Here is a 23,346-nt window from a genome sequence, read left to right as displayed (position 1 = left end):
GCGGTGGCCGAAACTTTCGTGCTGCGTGACTTTACATTGATCGACGGCACCGGGCGTGCGCCCGTCGCAAATCAGGCTCTTGTCGTGACGGATGGCAAGATCAGCTGGGTCGGCCCCGTCCGCAAGTTGAAGGCGCCAGCGGGGGCGAAGATCGAAAAGCTGGCAGGCAAATATCTGATGCCCGGCCTCATCGACAGCCATGTCCATCTTGGGCTGGTCGATGGCATCACGCAGAATCTCAAATATCAGACGACCGCCAATATCGAGGAGCAGCTCAAGACCTACGCGGCTTATGGTGTCACGACCGTTCAGACGCTGGGTACGGAGCAGGATCTGATCTTTCCCATCCAGCAAAAGCGGAAGGGGCGGACCTCAAGTCCCCGCGTCTACACCGTAGGGCAGGGCGTCGTCTTCAAGGGCAGCTACGGAGGCGTCCCCGGCCTGGACCAGTCGGTGGCTACGCCGGACGAAGCACGCAAGATGGTCGATGCCCAGGCATCCAAGGGCGCGGATCTGATCAAATTATGGGTCGATGACGAATTCGGCATGCTGGACGAGAGGATGCCGCCGCAGATCAGCACCGCGGTCATCGACCAGGCGCGCAAGGACGGCAAGAAGACCGTTGCCCACATCTTCTATTATGACAATGCTGCTGAATTGACGCGTGAAGGCGTGAATGCCTTCGCCCATTCGGTGCGCGATCGCTCCGTGGACGATGCCCTGGTCAACCAGATGAAGGCCAAGGGCGTGTGGCAGATGGCCGCGACGCTCAGCCGTGAGGCATCGTTCATCTACAAGACGCTGCCCTTCCTCGACGATCCCTTCTTTTCGCGTGGCGTGACCCCGGCAGTGCTGACAGAGCTCAAGAGTCCGGAGCGTGCCGCGAAGCTGGGCGCCGCTCCGAATTTCCCGAAATATGCGGCCGCGCTGAAGCAGGCGTCGGATAATTTCGGACGCGAGGTCAAAGCGGGCATTCGATATGGCATGGGCACGGACAGCGGTCCGACGGCGCGCTTCCCCGGCTATTTCGCCCATTGGGAACTGGAACTGATGGTCCAGGCCGGCATCACGCCGATGCAGGCGCTGACCGCGGCCACCAGTGCCAATGCCGAATTCATGGGCGCCAAGGACATTGGTACGATCGCACCTGGGAAATGGGCGGATCTGCTGGTGCTGGATCGTGACCCGACCAAGGACATCCGCAACACGCGTGCCATCAATACCGTCTTCATCAGCGGGACGAAGGTTCCGACCATCTGGCAGACTTGCAAGGGCCGGGCCGCCACCGCGTGCGAGGGTCGTCCGTGACCGGAGAAGCGACGGCACTGCCAGACCAGCAAGCCGCCTCGGCGACCATGCGTCCTACACGCGCGCGCCATGTCGTTCTGTGGCTGACGGTGCTGGCCTATCTCATTACTTATATGGATCGCGTCGTCATTGCGACCGCCGCCCCGGTGATAGAGCAGGAATATGGCTTCTCGCCCGTGACTATGGGCTGGATCTTCGCCTCTTTCTCCATTGCCTACGCCCTGTTCCAGATTCCGGGCGGCTGGCTGGGCGATCGCTTCGGCCCTCGCCGTGCGCTGACGGGCGTGGTGCTGTGGTGGTCGACCTTCACCGCAGCGACAGCGATGACCTGGTCGGCCGGGTCGATGATGGTGTGCCGCTTCCTGTTCGGCATGGGCGAAGCGGGGGCTTTTCCCATCGCCACGCGCTCGCTGTCCCGTTGGATGCTGCCGTCGGAGCGTGGCTGGGCGCAGGGCGTCACTCATGCGGGTGCGCGGCTGGGCGGCGCGGTGACGCCGGTCTTCGTGGCGCTGCTGATCGTGCAATTCGGCTGGCGCATGCCCTTCATGGCGTTCGCACTCGTCGGTGTCGCCTGGGCGGGGCTATGGTTCTGGTATTATCGCGACACGCCGCGTGAGCATGGATCGGTCAACGCCGCCGAGCTGGAGATGATCGAAGGCGCGCTGGGTGCCGGCCGCGCTCGGGTCAGCGTGCCATGGCGCCACTTGCTGAGCAATTCCCAGCTCTGGGTGCTGTCGGCGATGTATTTCTGCTATGCTTACTGCATCAACATCTTCCTTACCTGGTTTCCCAAATATCTGCATGACGCCCGTGGGTTCGACATCGCGCTCATGGGCCTATTCGCCAGCATGCCGCTGATGGCCGGCGTGATTGGCGACCTGCTGGGCGGCTGGTTCTCCGACTTTCTAGTGAAGCGCGGTGCAGGGTTGAAGATGGCGCGGCGCAGCGTTGCCGTCGTCGGTTTCCTCACCGCCGCGATCATGATCCCGCTGGCCGCCGCGATGGACGGGCATGTGGCGAGCATCATCTGCTTCTGCTTCGCCCTGTTCGGCCTTGAGCTGACCGTTGGTGTGTCCTGGGCAGTCACGCTCGACATCGGCGGCGAATATGCCGGTTCCGTCTCGGCAGTCATGAACACGCTGGGCAACAGCGGTGCCGCGGTCGCTGCGGCGGTTACTGGCTATATCGTCACCATGAGTGGCTGGTTCGCAGCCTTCGCGGTCCTTTCCATCCTATGTCTGATCGCCGCTGCATTGTTCCTGCGTATCGATGCCTCGCGTAAATTGCGGGACGGGCAGGAGGCGCGGATATGACGGAGAAGTCGGAAACCGATCGTCGAACCCTGCTGAAGCTTGCCGGTTTTGGTGTCGGCATGGCTGCCGCGCCGTTCGCCGCGGCGGCTCAAGACACGCATGCCGGGCACCAGATGGCCATGCCCGCGGCGAACGCGGCGCAATCGCCAGGCGGCGCCGTATCGCCAGGCTATATCTTCCTCAATCCCGACGAGGCCGCCTTCGTCGAAGCCTTTGTCGACACGCTCATCCCCCAGGACGAATATAGCGACAAGGGGACCGACCTTGGCGTTGCCATCTTCATCGACCGGCAGCTGGACAGCGGTTGGGGCAATGGGGATCGCATGTATCTTCAGGGCCCCTTCCAAGAAGGGACGCCGGAACAGGGCTACCAGCTGAAACTGACCCCGAACCAGCTCGTGCGGGTTGGCATTGCCGATGTGAACGACCATCTGCGCGCCAGCAATGGCGGGGCCAGTTTCGACACGCTGGAAGAAGCGGACCGCATTACATTTGTGACGGCGCTTGAGGCAGGCAAGATCGAATTGCCGAGCGTCCCGGTGCGCACCTTCTTCAACACGCTTTTCCAGCTGGCGATGGACGGGTTCTTCGCGGACCCCATCTATGGCGGCAATCGCGGGAAGGCGTCGTGGAAGATGCTCGGCTATCCGGGCGTGGGCGAGATGTATGCCGACAAGATCGCCGAATGGCGCAATCGTCCCTACCGAGTCGACGAACCTCTTTCGATCCAGGATCTCAGTTGATGGCGACGAAGTTACCTGCCGTTGACGTGGTGATCGTCGGGTCGGGCTGGACCGGCGGCATCGTCGCCAAGGAACTGGCGCCCACCGGACTCAAGGTCGTGATGTTCGAACGCGGCCGGCCGCAGGATACCGTCCCCGACTTCGCGGGTCCGCAGGCGCATGACGCGCTGAAATATAGTCGGCGTCTGCATATGGTGCAGGATCTGTCACAGGAAACCATTACCTTCCGGAACAGCATGGATCAGGTCGCCTTGCCGATCCGCCAGCACGGCTTCTACTGGCCCGGTACAAATGTCGGCGGATCGGGTGCGCACTGGTCGGGGCTTACCTGGCGCTGGTCGGAGTGGGAGCACAAGATGCGCTCCGGGACGATCGGCAAATATGGGAAGAGCCTCATTCCGGAGGACATGAACCTCCAGGATTGGCCTATCTCATACGACGAACTCGAACCCTATTATGACCGGTTCGAGAAGGTGTGCGGGATATCGGGGAAGGCGGGGAATCTGAAAGGCCGCAAGGTAGCCGGCGGCAATCCGTTCGAGGCGCCTCGCCAGAATGAATATCCAACCCCGCCAATGACCGCGTCGCATGTCATGACGCTGTTCGACAAGGCGACTGCCAATCTCGGATATCATCCCTTTCCGATCCCGACCGCCAACTGTTCGCAGGACTATGTGAACCCGGACGGCATCGCACTTGGTCAGTGCCATTATTGCGGTCACTGCACAGCTTTCGGCTGCGAAGCCAACGCGAAGGCGAGCCCGCATTTCCTGATGCTGCCGCTTGCACGCAAGAACCCCAATTTCCAGCTTCGCACCAACGCCACGGTCGTGAAGATCAACCTGGACTCCGATGGCAAGCGTGCGACCGGGGTCACCTATGTCGATGCCCGTGGCCGCGAGATCGAACAGCCAGCCGATCTGGTGGTGCTCGGTGCATTCGTCACCGGGAACGTCCATCTGATGCTCCATTCGGGCATCGGCAAGCCCTATGACCCCAAGACCAATACGGGCGTCATCGGCCGCAACTACGCCTTCCAGGGCGGCGGCGGCGCGCGGTTGCTGCTGGACAGCAACACGTTCACCAACCCTTTCATGGGGTCGGGTGCGCTCGGCAGTTGGATCGACGACTTCAACGGCGACAATTATGATTTCGCCAAGGCCGGTTATATCGGTGGCGGCGGCATCAGCATCGGCAGCAATAGCGGAGACCCGCTGACCTATCATCCGACCATGCCCGGCCAGCCCCGGTGGGGCAAGGGATGGAAGAAGGCGATGGTCGACGCCTATCATCATGTCGCCGGCGTCAGCCATCAGGGCGCGGTGATGAGCTATCGACAGAATTATTTCGATCTCGATCCGACGTACCGGGATGCATTCGGCAGGCCGATGCTGCGCCTGACCTTCGACTGGCAGCCTAATGAACAGAAGCTGATGGCGGCGCACAGCGCCGTCTGCCAGCGCATCGCTGAGGAGATCACAGGCCGCAAGGAAGGCGGAGCCGGGATGCCCCGCAGCTTCGGTCACTTCAACAGCGGTTTCTACCAGACCACCCACAATACCGGCGGCGTGGTGTTCGGCGACGATCCTAAGACCAGCGCGCTCAACAAATATTGCCAGTCCTGGGACGTGCCGAACCTGTTCGTGCTCGGCTCCTGCGTGTTTCCGCAAAATGCGGGCCGCAACCCCACGGGCCCGGTAGGCGCCCTCGCATTCTGGGCGGCGGACGCCATTACCAAAAAATATCTCAAGCGCCCCGGCGCTCTGGTTTGAACATTGTGCGCCCGACGCGCACCATAGGAGGTTAGGTACGTGAAGACTTGGATTTTTGCCGCAGGGATTGGAGCGATGGCTCTGGCCGGCACTGCGCTGGCTGCCGCGCCCAAGGGCAATCCCGCCAAGGGCCAGCAGATTTTCGCCCGCTGTGCCGCCTGTCACAAGGTGGGGCCAAGTCCAGCCCGCTCGATCGGTCCGTCGCTGAACGGAGTGGTCGGTCGCCCCGCCGGCACCGAAGCGGGTTACCGCTACTCGCCGGCGATGAAGGCATCGGGCATCAAGTGGGACGAGGCCAGCATCGACAAGTTGCTGCAGGGGCCGGCCAAGCTGGTCCCCGGCACGAAGATGATTTTCCCTGGCATGGCATCACCGCAGGATCGCGCTGATGTCATCGCCTATCTGAAACAATATGGCGCGGACGGTAACAAGAAGTGAGCGACATCCCCTATGCTTTCGGCGCGCTTCGCCTGCCGCGATCGGTTCTGTTCGGCCGGGGTCAGCGCCATGCGCTGGGCGCGGCCGCCAGCAAGCTGGGCAAGCGCGCGCTGATCTGTACGGACGAACGGCAGGGCGCACAGCCTGAATTCCACGCCATGGTCGCCGATCTGAAAAGCCACGGCATGGAGGTTCACGTCTTCGACCGGACCATCCCCGACCTTCCGATCGGGCCGATCGAGGATTGTGTCGAGGAAGTGCGTAGCTTCGCGCCGGATGTCGTTATCGGTATTGGTGGCGGCAGTTCCATGGACATGGCGAAGGTCGTCGCCGTTCTGCTGACTCATGGCGGCGATCTGCGCTCCTATTATGGCGAGTTCGCGGTTCCCGGACCCGTTATGCCGTTGATCGCCATGCCGACCACGGCAGGCACCGGATCGGAAGTGACGCCCGTTGCTGTGGTATCCGACGACGAACGCGGCGCGAAGGTGGGCATAGCCAGTCCGCATCTCATACCGCTGGTTGCGATCTGCGATCCCGAACTGACCGTCACCTGCCCCCCGACCCTGACCGCCTGCTCCGGCGCTGACGCGCTGACCCATGCGGTAGAGGCCTACACGACCTTAGCGCGTCCTGCCGATCCCATGTTGACGCAGGATCATGTCTTCGTCGGCAAGAACCTCCTTTCAGATCATTTCGCTCGATTGGCGGTCGCTAATATCTTCCTTTATCTGGAGCGGGCCTATCGCGACGGCAGCGACATCGAAGCGCGCGAGGGGCTGATGCTTGCATCCCTCGCAGCTGGCTGCGCCTTCGGGACTGCGGGCACCGCCGCAGCGCACGCGATCCAGTATCCGGTCGGCAACCTCACGCACACGGCGCATGGCGATGGCGTAGCAACGCTGCTGCCGTTCGTGATGCAGTATAATCAGCCTTTCTGCCGCGCCGCTTTCGCTGAGCTTGCTCGGACGATCCAGCTGCCCGACGCCCCCGAGGCCGACTTGTCGCAGGCGTTCATCGACGCTGTCGCCGATCTGCTCGGCAGGGTCGCGATCCCTCGCTCGCTCGCGGCGCTGGGGCTTAAGGCGGAGCAGCAGGATTTCGTCGCCGAAAACGCCCTGAACGCTGCCCGGCTGGTCAAGAACAACCCCCGCCCCCTCGATCTGATTGCAATGCAGGCCATTACCCGGGCCGCATTTTCCGGTGAGCGCGCTGCGCTCCGGGCTGTCTGATCCTCTGCCACAAGGTTTGCCATGACGAACAGCTTCACTTGCACTACCACTGAAGGCCATGCCGGCCCCTTCGCCATTCCGACCGATCTTTTGATCGGTGAGCAATGGACGGGGGCCGCGAGCGGCAAGCGCATCGACATCCTCAATCCCGCTACCGAAACAACGCTGACCTCGGTGGCCGACGCAAGTCCGGCGGAAGGCATCGCCGCAGTCGATGCGGCATCCGCTGCGGCGGGATCGTGGGCAGCGACGCCGCCGCGCAAGCGCGCCGATATCCTGCTCGCCTGCTTCCATGCCATGATGGAAGAGCAGGAATGGCTGGCGCAACTCATCACGCTTGAGAATGGCAAGTCACTGGCCGATGCGCGCGGCGAGGTCGCCTACGCAGCCGAATTCTTCCGCTGGTATGCGGAGGAAGCGGTACGCATCAATGGCGAACTGTCGATATCACCGGGTGGCGCAAACCGGATCATGGTGCAATATCAGCCGATCGGCATCGCCCTGTTGATCACGCCGTGGAATTTCCCCGCGGCGATGGCGACCCGCAAGATCGCCCCGGCGCTGGCGGCAGGCTGCACCTGTATCCTGAAGCCAGCCGAAGAGACGCCGCTGACGGCGCTGGCTGTGGCGGAGATCATGCGTCGCGCCGGTGTGCCGGCAGGCGTCGTGAACGTCATCAACACCAGCGAACCGGGACCGGTCTGCAGCGAGATCCTGCACGATCCCCGCGTCCGCAAACTGTCCTTCACCGGATCGACCGAAGTGGGTCGCATCCTTTTGCGGCAGGCGGCCGATCAGGTCATCAGCTCGTCCATGGAACTGGGCGGCAATGCGCCCTTCCTGATTCTGGACGACGCGGACCTGGCCGAGGCGATCGAAGGCGCTCTGGTGGCCAAGATGCGCAACGCTGGTGAGGCCTGTACCGCTGCCAATCGCTTCTATGTCCAGCGCGGTATTCACGACGCCTTCGTCGCCAAGCTGGTGGACCGTATGGGGGCGATGAAGATGGGGCCCGGCCTGGAAAGCGCAACCCAGTGCGGCGCGATGATCAACCGGGCGGCGATCGACAAGATCGAACATCTGGTCGCCGATGCGGTCAGCCGTGGGGCGGAGGTAAAGCTGGGCGGTCAGACACCTGCCGGAGCCGGTTTCTTCTATCCGCCCTCGGTTCTGGCCAATGTTCAGCCGGGTTCCGAGATATTGACCACCGAAGTGTTCGGTCCAGTCGCAGCCGTGATCCCTTTCGACGATCCACAGGAAGCTATCTCGCTCGCCAATGCGACCGAATATGGGCTAGCGGCCTATGTCTATACCGACAACCTCAAGCGCGGCCTACAAATGGCCGAGCAGATCGAGGCGGGAATGGTCGCGATCAATCGCGGTCTTGTATCCGACGCGGCGGCGCCGTTCGGTGGCGTCAAGCAGAGCGGGCTTGGACGCGAAGGATCGCACCATGGCCTGCTGGAATATTGCGAGGCCAAATATATCGCCGTCAGCTGGTGATCTGCACAGCCAAGTGAAGCGCAACAGAGCTAGGAGAGGGCCGAAAGCGCGATGACCAAAGTGAGCCGACGTGGGCTTTTAGGCGGGACCGTCGCCGCTGCCGCCGCCATTGGAACCCATCCGATCCGGCGCGCAGCGGCCCAGGAATTGCCGGGCGGGCCGGACACGGAATGGCGCCATTATGCCGCCGACCAGGCGAATACCCGCTATTCGCCGCTCGACCAGATCAATGGCGAGAATTTCGGGGATTTGCAAGTCGCCTGGAGCTTCAAGACCGACATTCTCGGCGCGCGGAAGGAATATCAGTTCGAGCCGACGCCCCTGCTCATCAAAGGAAGGTTGTTCCTGACAGCAGGGTCGCGGCGGGATTGTGTGGCGGTCGACGCGGCAACGGGCGAACTGCTTTGGATGTACCGCAAGGATGAAGGCCAGCGCGCGCTCAATTCGCCGCGCCAGCTCTCGGGCCATGGCTGTTCCTATTGGACGGACGGGAAGCAGGAACGCATCCTGTTCGTAACGATCGGCTATCAGCTGGTGTCGCTCGATGCGGCCACAGGCTTGCCCGATACCGCGTTCGGCGTGAACGGCGTGGTCGATCTCAAGCAGGATTTCGATCAGGACATCGATCTTGAAACGGCCGACGTCGGCCTGCACGCCACGCCGCTTGTCGCGCGGGACACCGTGGTCGTCGGGGCGGCGCATACGGCCGGCGACGTGCCGGCCGTGCGCAAGAACGTGAAGGGCTATGTGCGCGGCTTCGACGTGCGGACGGGCAAGCGCAAATGGATTTTTCATACGATTCCCAAAAAAGGGGAGTTTGGCTATGACAGCTGGCTGAACAGGGACGCCGACGAAGCGGGTAACGGCGGCGTATGGGCCGAAATGTCGGCGGATGAAGAACTCGGCCTCGTTTACGTGCCAGTCGAATTGGCGACCGGCGACGAGATGGGCATGTTCCGCAGGGGCGATGCTCTGTTCGGTGAGTCGCTCGTCGCGCTCGACATCGAAACAGGCGAGCGGCGTTGGCATTACCAGCTCGTCCATCATGGCCTGTGGGACAGGGACATTCCCTGCGCGCCGATCCTCTGCGACATTCCCGTCGACGGCCGCACGGTGAAGGCGCTTGCGCAGCCGACCAAGCAATGCTTCCTCTACGTCCTGGACCGGACCAACGGGAAGCCTATCTGGCCGATCGTCGAGCGACCGGTCGAGAAGGGCGATGTGCCGGGCGAATGGTATGCCAAGACGCAGCCCTTCCCGACCAAGCCGCCTGCCTATGACGTGCAGGGGGTGACCGTCGACGATCTGATCGACTTCACGCCAGCCTTGCGGGCCAAGGCGGTGGAACTGGTCAAGCAATATAAGATCGGTCCGCTCTACACACCGCCGGTCATCAGCAAGCCCGGCCGGTGGGGCACGATTTCCGCGCCCGGTGTTCAGGGCGGGACCAATTGGCCCGGCGGATGCTATGATCCAGAAAGCCATACCGTCTTCGTCTATTCCAAGACTCAGCCATCGGTCATGGGCATCATCCCGAACAAGGATCCCAGCGTTTCCGAATTCCCGTATGTCCATGGCATCGCCGGACGGGATGTCGCGCCGCAGGTGGCGATGGGAGCGGAGCGGGCCGACCAGTTCCGCCGTCCGCCAGCACCAAAGCCGGGTTCCGACCCGCCACCCGGTTTCCTGATGGTCGATGGCCTGCCGTTGCTGAAGCCACCCTATGGTCGGATCACTGCGATCGACCTCACCAAAGGGGATCTGAAATGGCAGATCGCCCATGGCGAAACGCCCGACAATGTGCGCAATCACCCGGCGCTCAAGGGTTTGAAAATTCCGCGGACCGGCCGATCGGGCAATCTGGGGCCACTTTGTACCAAGACATTGGTGATCTGTGGAGAAGCCGGCTTCTACACCAACGAATATGGCATCCGGGGTGCGATGCTGCGGGCCTATGACAAGGCGACCGGCGAGGAGAAAGGCGCGGTCTATATGCCCGCGCCACAGAGCGGATCGCCCATGACCTATATGTTGAACGGGCGGCAGTATATCGTCGTCGCCATTGGCGGCGGCAACTATAGCGCGGAGCTTGTGGCATTCAGGCTGCCGGGAGTGGCATGATGAAAGTGAAGAACGGATATTGGGCTGCCGGTGCGGCGCTGCTGCTTGGCGGCGCCGTGATCGCACACGCGCAGGCACCTGAACGTAATGTCTGGACGGGCGTTTATAGGGCGGAGCAGGCAGAGCGCGGCAAGATTGCCTATGCGGAAAACTGCGCCGCCTGCCATGGCGACACACTGGCCGGCATCGACGTAGCGCCGGCGCTGGTCGGTCCGACCTTCCTCAACAATTGGAACAACACATCGGCCGGTGACCTGTTCAGCCGCATCCAGTCCACCATGCCCTTGAATGCGCCGGGCAGCCTTGGCGGCCGGAAGGTGGCGGACATCGAAGCCTATATGTTCGAAGCCAACGGATTTCCGGCCGGCAATCTCGCGCTTCCGCCCAACGCCGCGCTGATGCCCAATGTACGGATCGTAGCCCAGAAGCCGGAGAAATAGCTTCGGCTATTCTCCGGCCCATTCGGGAACCTTCTTCGTGCGGGCGAGGAAGTCGGCGACGCCGCGCCGGAAGTCTGCGCTTCCATAGACCTGGGCGATCAAATCCTCGATGTTGGGCAGGTTGCCGAAGGTCATCCGGCGTATCATGTCCTTGGTCGCGCGCGTCGTCAGCGGCGCGTTCTCCGCCGCCCGGATCGCCAGGGCCTCCGCCTCCGCATCCAGCGCCTCGCGCTCCACGATCCGCAGCAGGAACCCACTGGCAAGCAGCTCTTCCGCCGTCAGCATCTCGCCAAGCAGCACCATGCGCTTGGCGCGCTGGACGCCTATGGCGCCCCCGATACGCGCGACGCTGGCTGCGGAAAGGCAGTTGCCGATCGTCCGCCCGATCGGGGAGCCGAACCGGGCGTCCCGCGTGGCGATGCGAAAATCGCAGGCGGAAGAGATGTTGATCCCTCCACCGACTGCCCAACCCTCGACGACGGCGATGGTGGTGCAGGGGATAGCGTCCACCGCACCCATGCATTCGTCGATCTCGCGTTCATAATCGACGCCCTGCTGGCCCGTTTGGTAGTCGGCGAACTTGGAAATGTCGGTGCCCGATATGAAGGCCTTTCCGCCCACGCCGCGAAAAACCGCTACGCGGATGGAAGGGTCAGATGCAATGTCGCGGGCTGCATCGCGCAGATTGTGCCACATCGCGCTGGTGAGCGCGTTGTGGGCTGCAGGATTGTCGAACCGGATATGGGCCTGATTCCCCCGCTTTTCGTAGATTAGTCGCGCATCGCTCATTGCGCCGCTTCCTTGTCTGCGGCGAGCAGGCCCCTCTCCACCAGTTCTTGACGAATCGCATCGCTATGTTCGTTCAGCAGGGGAGGGGGCAGGCGGACTTCCTGCGGAGTACCGCGCATTTTCACAGGGAAGCCCAGCGCCTTGAACTCGCCTTCTATAGGATGCGGCACTTGCATGACCATGTCGCGGGCGGCGGCCTGCTCGCTTACCACGGCTTCGCCATAGTCGAGAATGGGAGCGGCGGGTACGCCGGCATCGAGCAGAGCGTCAATCCATTCCTGCTTGGGGCGGGTAAGGAAGGTCGGCGCCAGATCCTCGATCAGCGCGATCCGATTGGCCACGCGCGCGGCATTGGTGGAATAGCGCCGGTCGTCCTGCAACTCGGTACGGCCTAGAACGCCCAGAAAGGTCAGCCACAATCCCTGGTTCGCGGCACCGATGACGAACCATCCGTCCGAAGCCTGCACCGCCTGGTAAGGGGCAGACATGCGGTTGGCCGATCCGATCGGCGTAGGGGATTTGCCGGTTCCCCACAATTCGGTGGTTTCCCAGATCGAAAGTCCGAGCGCTGCCTCCAGCAGGGATGCGTCGATATATTGGCCCTGACCGCTCTTCTCGCGGCCGATAACTGCCGAAAGGATCGCATAGGCAGAAAACAGGCCTGCGCCCAAATCTGCTACCGCTATGCTGTTCTTGGCTGGTTCCATGCCGGGGAAGCCGTTAGAACTGAGGATGCCGGACATGGCCTGCGCGATAAGGTCGAAGCCGGGCCGCTGCGCCCAAGGACCGGTCTGCCCAAAGCCGGAGATGCTCGCATACACGAGGCGCGGGTTGATCTTAGACAGCGTGTCATAATCGATGCCGAGGCGTCCCGCGACGCCCGGACGGGCGTTTTCAACCAGCACGTCCGCGCTTCTTACAAGAGCGTAGAGCACCTCCCGGTCGGCATCGTCCTTGAGGTTGAGCGCGATGCTTCGCTTGTTTCGGTTAAGCGCGAGGAAACCCGGACTATCTTCACCCTTCAAACGAAAGCCCATCGAATGCCGGGTCGAATCTCCGGTCTTGGGCGGCTCGATCTTGATGACATCGGCACCCATGTCGCCCAACAGCATGCAACAGAATGGGCCTGCCATGACCTGCGAAATATCGAGTACCCTGATGCCAGCCAGAGGCAGCGTCGCCATAGTCCTTCTCCCTGAAACGCCGACCTAAGCCGCGCAAATTTTCAACCTCAGATCATATTGTATATGATTTGACCGTCTGCTAGCATCCTGCTTACGAAAGAACAACCGGGCTTGTCGACATAAGGTCGAACCCCGCCTTCAGGAGAGGCATGTCGTTGAACTTCCCATCTGTTTTCCGCCATTCCACGGCGTTGGTCTCCGTCTTTTCCCTCACCGCGGCCGCCCTGGCCGGCGCTGCCGCCGCCGCACCCTCCAAGGACGCGGACTGGGGGAGCTATGGCCGCGATCCCGGCGGTGCCCGTCACTCGCCGCTCAAGCAGATCACGACTGCTAACGTCGCCAACCTGCGCCAGGCGTGGGTATATCACATGCGGCCGGCAGGCGTGACCGCCGATGTGGGGCCGATGCCTGACGGGATGCGGGCGAAATTCGCCACGGGCTTCTCCGCGTCCGAAGCGACGCCGCTGGTGGTGGACGGCGTCATGTTTCTTTCCACACCCTATAATCGCGTGGTCGCGCTCGACGCCGCAACGGGCAAGGAACGGTGGGTCTATACGCTCGCCAACAAGGATCAGCCCTCGACCCGCGGCGTTGCATATTGGCCGGGCGAGAAGGGGAAGGGCGCGCGCATCTTCTTCGGGACAAGGTCCGGCAAGCTCATCGCACTGGATGCAGCAACTGGCCAGCTTATCAGCGACTTCGGCGAGACCGGCATGGTCAACATGAAGACGCCCGAGGTCATGAACGGCTTCAGGGGCGCGCCACTGGGCATGAGCAGCCCGCCTGCCATATACAAGAATCTGGTGATCACGGGGTCGCGCGTGCAGGAGATGCCCGTGAAGGGCGCAGCGGGCGACGTTCGCGCATGGGACGCGCGGACCGGCAAGCTGGTGTGGACGTTCCACAGCATTCCGCACGACGGGGAGCCTGGCGCTGAAACTTGGGAACCCGGCAGCGCGAAGAGCCGTTCCGGCACGAACGTCTGGACCTTCGTCCAGGTGGACGAGAAAAGGGGTATCGCCTACCTCCCTATCGGGGCGCCGACTTTCGACCGCTGGGGTGCGGACCGCAAGGGCGCCAACCTGTATTCCAATTCGGTGGTTGCGGTGGATGCCGCGACCGGCAAGTATCTCTGGCATTTCCAGACGGTTCATCACGACATCTGGGATCTGGACCTGCCGACATTGACGCTGGTGGATATCAAGCGCGGCGGCCGCGTCACGCCCGCGCTGGTGGCGATGAACAAGACCGCGATCATGTTCATCCTCGATCGTGTGACCGGCAAGCCGCTGTTCGACGTGCGCGAAGTGCCCGTGCCCACCGAAACCGACGTGCCGGGCGAGCAGCCTTGGCCGACCCAGCCGATGCCGGTCGCTCCGCCTCCGCTCACGCGGCTTGCCTACAATGCGGACGATATTCTGGACGTTACGCCGGAACTGAAGTCCCGATGCGAGGCGTTGGTCAAGAAGCTGAACATCACCCCCAGCAAGCCGTTCCAGCCGCTGCGCGCCGACAGCGCCATCAACTTCTTTCCTGGAAGCCTGGGCGGCGTCGACTGGGGCGGCGGGGCCTTCGATCCCGGCCTTGGCCTCTATGTCATCAACCTGAATGAACTCGCCAGCCCGCAGCAACTGGAACAGCAGCCGGACGGCTCCTGGGGGATGAAGGGTGGATATGCCTATTTCGCTGACATGGAAACGGGCTTCCCGTGCCACAAGCCGCCATGGGGCGAATTGGTGGCCGTCGATGTGGTCAAGGGCACCGTGGCATGGCGGCGTCCGCTTGGCGATACGGGGCATCCGGCGCTCAAGGACGCAGGCATCACCAGCGCGGGCGGACCATTCACGACCGCGGGCGGCCTCACCTTCATTGGTGCGACAAAAGACCAGCGCTTCCGCGCGTTCGAGACCAAAACCGGCAAACTGCTGTGGACTGGCGAGCTGCGCGGTTCGAGCTATGGCACGCCGATGACCTATGCCGCCGGGAAACGGCAGATGGTGGCCATCGTTGCAACAGGGGGCTTCGCATTTTCACCGGCGACCAGCGACGAAGTGGTCGCTTATGCACTGCCCTGAGGACATTTTATGCGTAAAGTTGGATTGATGATCATGGCGCTTGCCCTGCCCCTGATGGGGGCAGGTGCGCTGGCGCAGCAGGTGCCTACAACTGCGGCGACGCCGCCACCTGGACCGGGCCTTGATCTCATTAACGAGCGTTGCGGCTTCTGCCATACGATAGGACAGGTGTTCCAGAAGCGGCGCACCGAAGCGGACTGGGCGGCGACGGTTCAGGGCATGGCGGATCGCGGAGCGGAAGTATCGCCCGAAGAGATCAAGACGATCACAGCCTATCTTGCGCAAAATTACGCGCTGTCGCCCGCTACCCCTGGCGCTGCTCCCGCGCCCGCCGGCAAGTAGGTATAGGGGCAGCGGTATCGCTGCCCCCTGGCCTCATTTCAAATTGGCATAGAGCGGCAACATGCCCTTCACCTTGCTGCGCAGGCGGTAGATGCTGGTGCTGCCCGTGATGTAGACCGTGTGGCCGTCCCCCGCGAAGGCAAGGTTGGCGGCGGTTTCCGGCAGTTTGATCTGGCCCAGCAGCTTGCCCTGTGATGTGAAGATACGAATGCCGCCTGGGCTGGTCAGCCAGATGTTGCCCGCCGTATCCACCTTAAGCCCATCTACGCCGCCGCGGCCACTCAACTGGATAAGATTGCGCGGAGCTGAGAGGGTGCCGTCCGCCTTCACGGAATAGGCGCGGACGTACATTTGCGGGCCGTAATTCCCAACATAGAGCGTCTTGAAGTCGGGCGAGAAGCCGATGCCGTTAGGCAAGGTCATGTCGGTGATGACGGGCGTGAGCTTGCCCTTCGCATAACGGAACACCGCATTATAGGGTAATTCCTTCGCGGGATCCTTGTCCATGCCGTTAAAGAGGCCGAAAGGCGGATCGGTGAACCAGAGCGCGCCGGACTTGTCGTAAACGAGATCGTTGGGGCTGTTGAGCCGCTTGCCCTCATAATCGGACAGGAAGGGCTTGATGCTCTTGTCCTTACCGACCTTGACGATGCGGCGAGCGCCCATCTGCGCCATCAGGACGGTGCCGTCGGGCGCTGGTGCCATGCCGTTCGATCCGATGCTGGCGCCCGCCGGCGGATTGGGAAGGCCGCCGGAATTGGGGATGAGTTCCTCGACCTGTCCGTCGGGAGATACTGCACGCATCTTGTCTCCGGACACGTCCGAGAACCAGAGACGCCCATCGCGCCACATCGGCCCCTCGGTGAAACCGAAGCCCGTCGCGACCTTCTCGATCTCAGTCCCCGGCGCGATGATCGCATCCAGGCTCGGGTCAATCCGTTCGATGGAGTGCGCTGAAGGAGCCGGCGCCTGCGCAAGAAGGGGGGCTGAATTGAAATATCCCAAGGCGACGGCCAGCAGGGCAGCGCGTGATCGAGATCGCATGGACTTGGTTCCTCCGATGAAGATTATGAGTGATAGGCCGGTTCGAGGCGACGGGTTCAACCAAGACCGGCCATGCAGTAGTCAGCGGCGCGGGCGCAGGCGCGCGTCCATTGCTGCGCGATATTTGGCCTTCGCGGCAAGATCGCGCGCGACGCCAATCACCATCAGCTCAAGCGGCTTGTCGCCTGCCTGCCGAATGCCCCGCGCCGCGCCCAGATCGATCGGGATAGCATCGCCCGCGACAATGGCAGCTGTCTGGGTTCCAACCGTCACCTCTCCTGCGCCGGCGATCACATAATAAACCTCGCTCATGTCCGGCTCCGTCCTGCTTGCGAGAGACGCGCCAGGCGGCAGGAGGACATGGTCGACATAGGTCCATGGCGTCGAGAAGATGGTCGGACCAAGCGCGCGACGGTAGAGGACGGCTGCCGACGCATCCGGCAAGCTTTCAGCCGCAGGCTTCAGCAGGCTACGATCCAGCCGCATCGTGATGAACTGCGGCACGGGATCGAGCGTCACATTGGTTCGGGCATCCCCCAGATCGAAATTGTCGTAGCTCTTCGTCATGCCCACATTGACATTCAGCCATTGCAAGGGCTTGTCCGTGGGATTGTAGATGGCATGGGCGTGGCCCATCCTGTCGGGAACGCCTGCAGGCCCTGCAATGCGGGATGTGCGCCCGTCGATCGTGAATTCCGCCTCGCCATCGAGGATGACGAACATCTCCTCGCAATCATTGTGGAAATGCTGGCCTATTCCGCTCCGCGGGGCGATTTCGCCGCGATGCAAGAAGATCAAGTTGGTGCTGAGGGCATCCGCGCCGAGCAACGGTCCGAACTTCATCGTCCCCGCGCCGCCATGCACGCCCGAGGCCACGCCCATTGCTTCGGCCTTGCTATGGGCGACATCGAGATTCTGGGTGCTCTGGCCATAGGACACGGCCGACCAGCCTAGCGCGGCCATCATCACCAGCGGCCGTAGAGCCAAGTTGCTCATCCTATCCCCTCCAATGCCTTGCTCTTGTCTGATTATGCGGACATACATCCACCTTGTAGCGAATCATATACTATATTGTCTGGCAGGCAAGTCAGAGGCGGGAGAGATGCTAATGGGCGAAGCTGCAAGATCTCGGGTCAGACTTTACCTGATATTCCTGTTGTTCATCATCAGCGCGATCGCGTTTTTGGACCGGACCAATATTTCGGTGGCCGGCGTTGAAATGCGCAAGGAATATGCGATCGATCAGGTCGAACTGGGGTGGGTCTTCAGCGCCTTCCTCATCGGGTATGCGCTGTTCCAGGTTCCCGCCGGCTGGCTTGCAACGCGCTTTGGGCCTCGCATCGTTCTGACCGGGGCGTTGATCTGGTGGGGCCTGTTTACCGCCGCGACTGCGCTCATCCATCCGCAAGGCAGCGGCGCTCTGCTGTTGCTTGCACTGACTCGATTTGCGTTGGGGATCGGCGAGTCGGTCGTCTACCCTTGCGGCAACCAGTTTCTGTCGCGCTGGATTCCAGCGCAAGAGCGCGGCAAGGCCAATGGCTGGATCTTTGCCGGTGTCGGCGCAGGATCCGGCATTACGCCTCCGCTCATCACGGCGATCATATTGTGGGGCGGCTGGCGCGCATCCTTCTATGTCTGCGCGGCCGTCGGGCTTGCCGCCGCCGGGATCTGGTTCTGGCTTTCAAGGGATCGTCCGCAGGAGCATCCCTCCGTCAATACCGCCGAACTCGCGCATATCGAGGCTGGTCTCCCGCCTGCAAAGGCGCGATCAGGCGATCCCATTCCATGGCGCGCGATCCTCAGCAGCCGCAACGTGTGGGGGCTGTTCGTCAGCTATTTCGCCTTCGGCTATGTCATCTGGATCTTCTTCAGCTGGTTCTTCATCTATCTTGCCGAAGCCAGACAGTTGGACGTCAAGTCAAGCGCGATCTTCTCCATGCTGCCCTTCCTTTGCATGACCTTCGGCTGCTTGGCTGGCGGGGTGATCAACGACCGGGTTTCGGCCCGTTACGGCCTTTATTGGGGACGGTCGGGCCTTGGGATCATATCTTTCGTCCTTACGGGACTATTTCTGGCGAGCGGCTCCATGGTGGACAATGCGCCGCTCGCTGTGCTGATCCTGGCGGGCGGCGCTGGCGCCATCTACCTGTCGCAAAGTTCCTTCTGGTCGGTGACCGCCGACATTTCCGGCCAGCATAGCGGCGTGGTGTCGGGGTTCATGAACATGGGATGCCAGATCGGCGGCGCGCTCACCTCAACCCTGACGCCCATGATCGCTGCCCAGTTCGGCTGGACCGCAGCATTCATCGCCGGCTCCGCAGTCGTCCTGACGGGGGTCTTGGCATGGGCTGTGGTCGATCCCAACCGGCTACTTGAGCCGGTTGGGATCGACCGGAGCCTCGAATCCACTACTGGCGCCGTGACAGCCTGACGGTAAAGGGCTTGCGGCCTTCAATGTCGAAGAAAGTCGTGCCGAAAGGGGTGCGACGCACATGGATGAGGTCACCAACGGTGGGCGGAGGCGCGACTGTGGTCGTGTCGTATGATGTGCCGTCGGCCAATTCCAATCTATAATAGCCGTGGCGAAGCGGCACCACCGCCTTCAGCCGGCTGTCGAAATCGGTCCGGCTTTTCAAGGCCTCGCGCTGGTCGAGATTGGTGTTGGACAGGGCAGGACTGGTTGCGGGCGGGGCGGAAGACGGCGCGGGACGCGGAGCTGGCGCTGCACCTGATTGGACCGCGCGACCGGATCGCGCGTCATAGCAAGCCAGGCGGTTGGACGGATCGTCGATGCTTGCACATCGATCATCCTGAGCGAAAAGGGTGACGGGCTGCCCTATCAGAAGCGCGCTGAACGCCCATTTCCAGTTAACGTTCACATTCCGTCTCCTCTGATGTCATTATTCGTTTGACTAAAGCCCGGTGATCATATCCTATATGATAAATTGCAAGACGCAAAAGTCTGCTGAAGGGGAGGAATGATGACGATCTTCAAGGCCGCTTCCTATCTGTGCGGGCCAGCTTTCCTGATAGCCGCTGCCGCTGCGCAGACGCCGGCAGCGCCTTCCGCCGTCCGACCCGGGTCTCCGGCCCGCCCGCCCATGGAGATCGGCTGGTCGCCCAAACGCACTCCGCCTAGGGCTTACGACGCACCCAATAAGCCGCATTGGAAGCTCGCCGACATTTTGGCGGCGCACAAAGGGCAGGCGAACTGGAGCCAAGCCGTGGTCCGCAACCGCGATCTGGAAGCCGACTGGCGCCAGATGGCGGGCGGGCAGCGGACGGAGTCGCTGATGTATGCCGACAATGCGACGGCCCTGATCGTCTGGGGCGGACAATTGCGCGTGACCATCAAGGGGCAGGAGCCCTTCATCGCGGTGAAGGGTGGAGAGGTCCACATTCCATTCCGGCTGCCCTTCACGCTTGAAGCCCTCGGCAGCGAGCCCGCGCTGTGGCTTGAAGTCCATGGTGCTGGGGACGTTCCTCTCTACCCGGTTGCCACTAAGGCAGACAAGCCGAAGGATGTGAAAGGGTTCACCTACGTCAAAGCGTCCCTGATGGGGGGTGACGGCCGCTATGGCCCCAACGACCGGCCCTATCTCGACTATTACAAGGATGTTGTCGGAGGCGGTCAGCGTGCAGGGTCATTCATCGCGGGCGATCATCTTTTCGTGAACAACATCCGTGGGCCTGGCATGAAGACACCGCCGGCCAGCGATCTTGGCCACTTCCATTTCGGCTATGATGAGTTCTGGTTCGTGATGGAAGGCAATATCGATTACCAGATAGAAGGCGTTCCCTTCTTTACGGCCTCGCCCGGCGACATCGTCACGGCGGCGCAAGGACGGTGGCACCGCGCAAGCTTCGGCGGTGAAGTCGGGAAAATGGCTACTCGCGTTGCCATCAATCCCTATCCCCGCGGCTTGCACAGCTTCCAGCCGCATTAACAAACCAGCCGATTTCCCGAGTTCAAAGGCACTGAAAAGGCCTGTCAGGACAGCGCAGACTGCCGGCAGAATCCTATACTATATGAAATATAGCATGGAGAAGGAGAGGGTAAAATGTTGGGAGAGAATCTGCCTGCCAAATTGAGCAGTTCCGTCATCGCGATTGCTGCTGCTTTGAGTGCAGCGGCGCCTGTGGTCGCACAAGACAATACGACCATCGCTCCACCGCCACCGGGGGTGCAGTCCACGACCGATGCGGATATCATTGTAACCGGCTCCGCCATCCGCGGGGTTGCGCCCGTTGGGTCCAACCTGATTTCGGTCGGGCAAGAGACGATCGAGAAAACGGCGCCGGTCAATGTCTCGCAACTCGTCAACACAGTGCCGTCGATCTCGACATCCGGGTCGGTTGCGCAAGGTGAAAACGCCTATTCCTATTATTCGCCGCAGATTCACAGTCTTGCCGGATCGTCGTCCAACACGACCCTGGTGATCCTGGACGGCCTGCGTCTGCCGGGCGGCGGAACGCAGTTTGCGCAGACCGACCCGAACATCATTCCGGTAAGCGCCATCCAGCGCGTCGAAGTTCTGGCCGACGGCGCTTCGTCGGTCTATGGCTCCGACGCTGTCGCGGGCGTGGTCAATTTCATCACACGGCGGACATTCGACGGTTTCGAAGCCAATGCGCAGGCCGGGTTTGCTGATAATTACAACAGCACCAATTTCAATTTCATCTGGGGCAAGAAATGGGACACGGGCGGTGTCTACGTCGCCGGATCCTACGCCGACCAATCGGAACTGAAGAACAGGGACCGCAGCTTTTCGAGCCTGGGCGACTATCGTCCGGTCGGCGGCACCAACACTAACAGCTATCAGTGCAGCCCCGCGACCATTATCGCGCCTGGCGTCAGCGGCGTCTTCCTCTCGCCGAGCGCGACAACGACAGTCGCTAACACGCAGGCGAACGCCCCCTGCAACAATTCGATCTATTCAAACCTGCTCCCGTCGCAGTTCCGCGCGAACGCCATGATCAAGGTCACGAACGACTTTTCCGACAAGTTCACCGTGACGGCGATGATGAACTATAGCCGGCAGGAAACCCACAACGACTTTGGTCCCGGGGGCCTCACCAATGCCACCGTCTTTGGCCCAGGTTCGGGACGAGGGGGCCAGATCAACCCCTTCTATCAGGCTCCGGCCGGAGCGCCTGGCGCCACGCAGCAGACGGTCAGCTGGCTCGCACTGCTTCCTGATGCGGACTATGGCGAATCGGAATCGCAATCGGATTCCATCTATTCGACCGCCGTGGCAGAATATCGGGTCAACGACGTCTGGACACTGACCTTGAGCGACGCGTTCGGTTGGAACCGTTCGGCCCTCAATACGATCAACGGCTTCTGCTCGGCCTGCGCTCTCCTCGCGCTCAACGGCACGGGCCAGCTTAGCGGCAGCACCACCGCGACCAACATTCCCGGCCAGAATGTCATCGCGCTGAACCTGCCGCTGACCGCAGCCAATGCGTTGGACGTGTGGCGTCCCTTCGATGGGACCAACCGGACGTCGGAAGCAGTTATCCGCTCGCTCTATCGGAACAACAGCGAGAATACGAACTACAACACCTTCAACCAGATGAAGCTGGACCTGAACGGCTCGCTCTTCAGCCTGCCTGCCGGCAAGTTGAAGATCGCGGTGGGCGGCGAATATCTCTGGTATGAGCAGACGCAGAAGATCAGCGGCTCGAACAATACCGGGCCGACCACGACGGGCTCCAACTTCCGCGTCTATAATTACAAGCGTGATGTGAAGTCCCTCTACGCCGAACTATACATTCCGGTCGTGTCTCCGGATATGGGCGTGCCGCTCGTGCATAGCTTCGACCTCAGCATTTCCGGCCGCTACGATAGCTACAGCGACGTTGGATCGACCACTAATCCCAAGTTCGCGGCGAATTGGGAGCCTGTGGCGGGTGTCAAACTGCGCGGCAACTATTCGCGGGCCTTCGTGGCTCCGCCGACGGCAGTCATCGGTGATCCGACCCAAGGCTATCTCTATGCATCGGGCAGCGTTGGCGTGAACGGCACGCAGATCGCCGTGCCGATTGCCAACTACCCCAGCGTGGTCAATATTCCTGGGGTGCAGTGCAACGCCACGACCTGCACGATCGGCACTCCGGCGGTTCAGGGCATGCGCCGGCAGTTGGGCGGCGGATTCTCGAACATGACCCCGCAAAAGGGCCGCAGCTGGTCTGCCGGCATCGACCTCGCGCCCCGCTTCATGCCGGGGTTCACCGCCGCCTTTACCTACTTCCACAACAAGTTCATCGGTGGTGTCTCCTCTCCCAGCCCAAGCGCGATCGTGAACTCGGCCGGCTTGCGCAACCTGCTCACTATCTGCCCCCAGACCTGTTCGCAGGCGCAGATCGACGAATTCGCCAACCTTGCCAATGGTGCGACCGTGTCGGGCGCCATTCCGCCGCAGGTCTATTTCCTGATCGACCAAAGTGCCCGTAACGCGCTTAACCTGACTGTCGAGGGCATCGACGGTCAGTTCAACTACAGGACCGACATCGGTGAGCTGGGCAGCTTCGTCATCGGCACGGGCTTCACCTATTTCACCAAGTTCCGCCAGAATTTCGGCGGCGGAACGGATTTCAGCATCCTCAACACATCGGGCTACAACACCACCTTCCCATCGGTGCAGTTCAAGAACCGAGCGCAACTGGGTTGGTCGAAGGGCGGAATCTCCGCTGACCTTTTCTGGAACCACACCGGTTCCTATCGCAACTGGATCAGCACCACGGTGCAGCCCATCGTAGTCAATTCGGCCGGCAATCCCGTTGGCGGCGGTGATAAGGTGAAGTCCAACGATATCTTCGATCTGCACTTGCAATATGAATTCCAGGGCGAAGGTTTCACCCGGGGCTGGCAGATATTCCTCGATGCCCAGAACGTCTTCGACAAGGATCCGCCCTTCTACAATGGCAACACGGCGGGCATCTTGGGCGGAGCGTGGGGCTATAATGGCTTCGTGTCCAACCCACTGGGCCGCACCATGACGGTCGGACTGCGCGTACGGATGTAACGGTCGCGACAGAA

General features: G+C 61.9%; 19 protein-coding genes. 14 read left to right on the top strand and 5 right to left on the bottom strand.

Annotated features, from left to right (window positions below; all coding sequences use genetic code 11):
- The first annotated feature begins 3 nt into the window (after nt 1-3).
- The 9 genes from ACFQ24_RS10700 to ACFQ24_RS10660 are packed head-to-tail and all read left to right on the top strand — an operon-like array spanning nt 4 to nt 10,870.
- Nucleotides 4-1,308, top strand: coding sequence for an amidohydrolase family protein (locus ACFQ24_RS10700; protein WP_380911099.1), 1,305 nt, complete (start codon nt 4-6; stop codon nt 1,306-1,308).
- Entirely contained in the window at nt 1,305-2,621 is a 1,317-nt protein-coding gene (locus ACFQ24_RS10695) for an MFS transporter (RefSeq protein ID WP_380911097.1), read from the top strand. Before ACFQ24_RS10700 ends, ACFQ24_RS10695 begins: the two co-directional genes overlap by 4 nt.
- Nucleotides 2,618-3,364 (top strand): gluconate 2-dehydrogenase subunit 3 family protein, encoded by a 747-nt coding sequence (locus tag ACFQ24_RS10690; RefSeq protein ID WP_380911095.1) that lies wholly within the window; start codon nt 2,618-2,620, stop codon nt 3,362-3,364. The genes ACFQ24_RS10695 and ACFQ24_RS10690 overlap by 4 nt, the downstream gene beginning before the upstream one ends.
- Complete coding sequence (locus tag ACFQ24_RS10685) at nt 3,364-5,136, top strand: GMC family oxidoreductase (protein WP_380911093.1); 1,773 nt, start codon at nt 3,364-3,366, stop codon at nt 5,134-5,136. Before ACFQ24_RS10690 ends, ACFQ24_RS10685 begins: the two co-directional genes overlap by 1 nt.
- Before the next feature lie 39 nt (nt 5,137-5,175).
- The gene (locus tag ACFQ24_RS10680; RefSeq protein ID WP_380911091.1) at nt 5,176-5,574 is read left to right on the top strand and encodes a c-type cytochrome; all 399 of its coding nucleotides are present in this window, start codon (nt 5,176-5,178) and stop codon (nt 5,572-5,574) included.
- A complete protein-coding gene (locus ACFQ24_RS10675; RefSeq protein WP_380911089.1) occupies nt 5,571-6,806 on the top strand; it encodes an iron-containing alcohol dehydrogenase in 1,236 nt (411 codons plus the stop codon). The genes ACFQ24_RS10680 and ACFQ24_RS10675 overlap by 4 nt, the downstream gene beginning before the upstream one ends.
- A gap of 21 nt (nt 6,807-6,827) precedes the next feature.
- Entirely contained in the window at nt 6,828-8,309 is a 1,482-nt protein-coding gene (locus ACFQ24_RS10670; protein ID WP_380911087.1) for an NAD-dependent succinate-semialdehyde dehydrogenase, read from the top strand.
- Nucleotides 8,310-8,360: 51 nt separating this feature from the next.
- Nucleotides 8,361-10,430 (top strand): outer membrane protein assembly factor BamB family protein, encoded by a 2,070-nt coding sequence (locus ACFQ24_RS10665; protein ID WP_380911085.1) that lies wholly within the window; start codon nt 8,361-8,363, stop codon nt 10,428-10,430.
- Nucleotides 10,427-10,870: a c-type cytochrome gene (locus ACFQ24_RS10660; RefSeq protein ID WP_380911083.1), complete on the top strand. Its 444-nt coding sequence runs from the start codon at nt 10,427-10,429 to the stop codon at nt 10,868-10,870. The genes ACFQ24_RS10665 and ACFQ24_RS10660 overlap by 4 nt, the downstream gene beginning before the upstream one ends.
- 6 nt (nt 10,871-10,876) lie before the next feature.
- On the opposite strand, the gene ACFQ24_RS10655 is transcribed toward ACFQ24_RS10660, so the two are convergent.
- The gene (locus ACFQ24_RS10655) at nt 10,877-11,659 is read right to left on the bottom strand and encodes an enoyl-CoA hydratase (protein ID WP_380911081.1); all 783 of its coding nucleotides are present in this window, start codon (nt 11,657-11,659) and stop codon (nt 10,877-10,879) included.
- Nucleotides 11,656-12,843, bottom strand: coding sequence for a CaiB/BaiF CoA transferase family protein (locus ACFQ24_RS10650; protein ID WP_380911079.1), 1,188 nt, complete (start codon nt 12,841-12,843; stop codon nt 11,656-11,658). Before ACFQ24_RS10650 ends, ACFQ24_RS10655 begins: the two co-directional genes overlap by 4 nt.
- Nucleotides 12,844-12,992: 149 nt before the next feature.
- Here ACFQ24_RS10650 and ACFQ24_RS10645 point away from each other — a divergent pair, with 149 nt between their 5' ends.
- Nucleotides 12,993-14,918 carry a pyrroloquinoline quinone-dependent dehydrogenase gene (locus ACFQ24_RS10645; RefSeq protein ID WP_380911077.1) on the top strand — a complete coding sequence of 642 codons (1,926 nt, stop codon included), beginning with the start codon at nt 12,993-12,995 and terminating at the stop codon, nt 14,916-14,918.
- 33 nt (nt 14,919-14,951) lie between these two features.
- Nucleotides 14,952-15,260 (top strand): hypothetical protein, encoded by a 309-nt coding sequence (locus ACFQ24_RS10640; protein WP_380911075.1) that lies wholly within the window; start codon nt 14,952-14,954, stop codon nt 15,258-15,260.
- Between the two features lie 33 nt (nt 15,261-15,293).
- Here the strand turns inward: ACFQ24_RS10640 and ACFQ24_RS10635 are convergent, their stop codons facing one another.
- Entirely contained in the window at nt 15,294-16,304 is a 1,011-nt protein-coding gene (locus tag ACFQ24_RS10635) for an SMP-30/gluconolactonase/LRE family protein (RefSeq protein WP_380911073.1), read from the bottom strand.
- 81 nt (nt 16,305-16,385) lie between these two features.
- A complete protein-coding gene (locus ACFQ24_RS10630; protein ID WP_380911071.1) occupies nt 16,386-17,300 on the bottom strand; it encodes a cupin domain-containing protein in 915 nt (304 codons plus the stop codon).
- Nucleotides 17,301-17,460: 160 nt separating this feature from the next.
- Between ACFQ24_RS10630 and ACFQ24_RS10625 the strand changes: the two genes are divergently transcribed.
- Complete coding sequence (locus tag ACFQ24_RS10625; RefSeq protein ID WP_380911069.1) at nt 17,461-18,735, top strand: MFS transporter; 1,275 nt, start codon at nt 17,461-17,463, stop codon at nt 18,733-18,735.
- Here the strand turns inward: ACFQ24_RS10625 and ACFQ24_RS10620 are convergent.
- The gene (locus tag ACFQ24_RS10620) at nt 18,713-19,183 is read right to left on the bottom strand and encodes a hypothetical protein (protein ID WP_380911067.1); all 471 of its coding nucleotides are present in this window, start codon (nt 19,181-19,183) and stop codon (nt 18,713-18,715) included. The two genes, ACFQ24_RS10625 and ACFQ24_RS10620, sit on opposite strands and share 23 nt — an antisense overlap.
- Nucleotides 19,184-19,405: 222 nt before the next feature.
- On the opposite strand from ACFQ24_RS10620, the gene ACFQ24_RS10615 reads away from it, so the two are divergent.
- Together ACFQ24_RS10615 and ACFQ24_RS10610 are read left to right on the top strand one after the other, a co-directional pair.
- Nucleotides 19,406-20,251 (top strand): cupin domain-containing protein, encoded by an 846-nt coding sequence (locus tag ACFQ24_RS10615; RefSeq protein WP_380911065.1) that lies wholly within the window; start codon nt 19,406-19,408, stop codon nt 20,249-20,251.
- 114 nt (nt 20,252-20,365) lie between these two features.
- Nucleotides 20,366-23,332 (top strand): TonB-dependent receptor domain-containing protein, encoded by a 2,967-nt coding sequence (locus tag ACFQ24_RS10610; protein WP_380911063.1) that lies wholly within the window; start codon nt 20,366-20,368, stop codon nt 23,330-23,332.
- The last annotated feature ends 14 nt before the right edge of the window (nt 23,333-23,346 follow it).

Origin of the sequence: Sphingobium olei (assembly GCF_042678845.1) — a bacterium.
Classification (GTDB): Bacteria; Pseudomonadota; Alphaproteobacteria; order Sphingomonadales; family Sphingomonadaceae; genus Sphingobium; species Sphingobium olei.
This window is presented reverse-complemented; position numbering and strand designations above follow the sequence as displayed.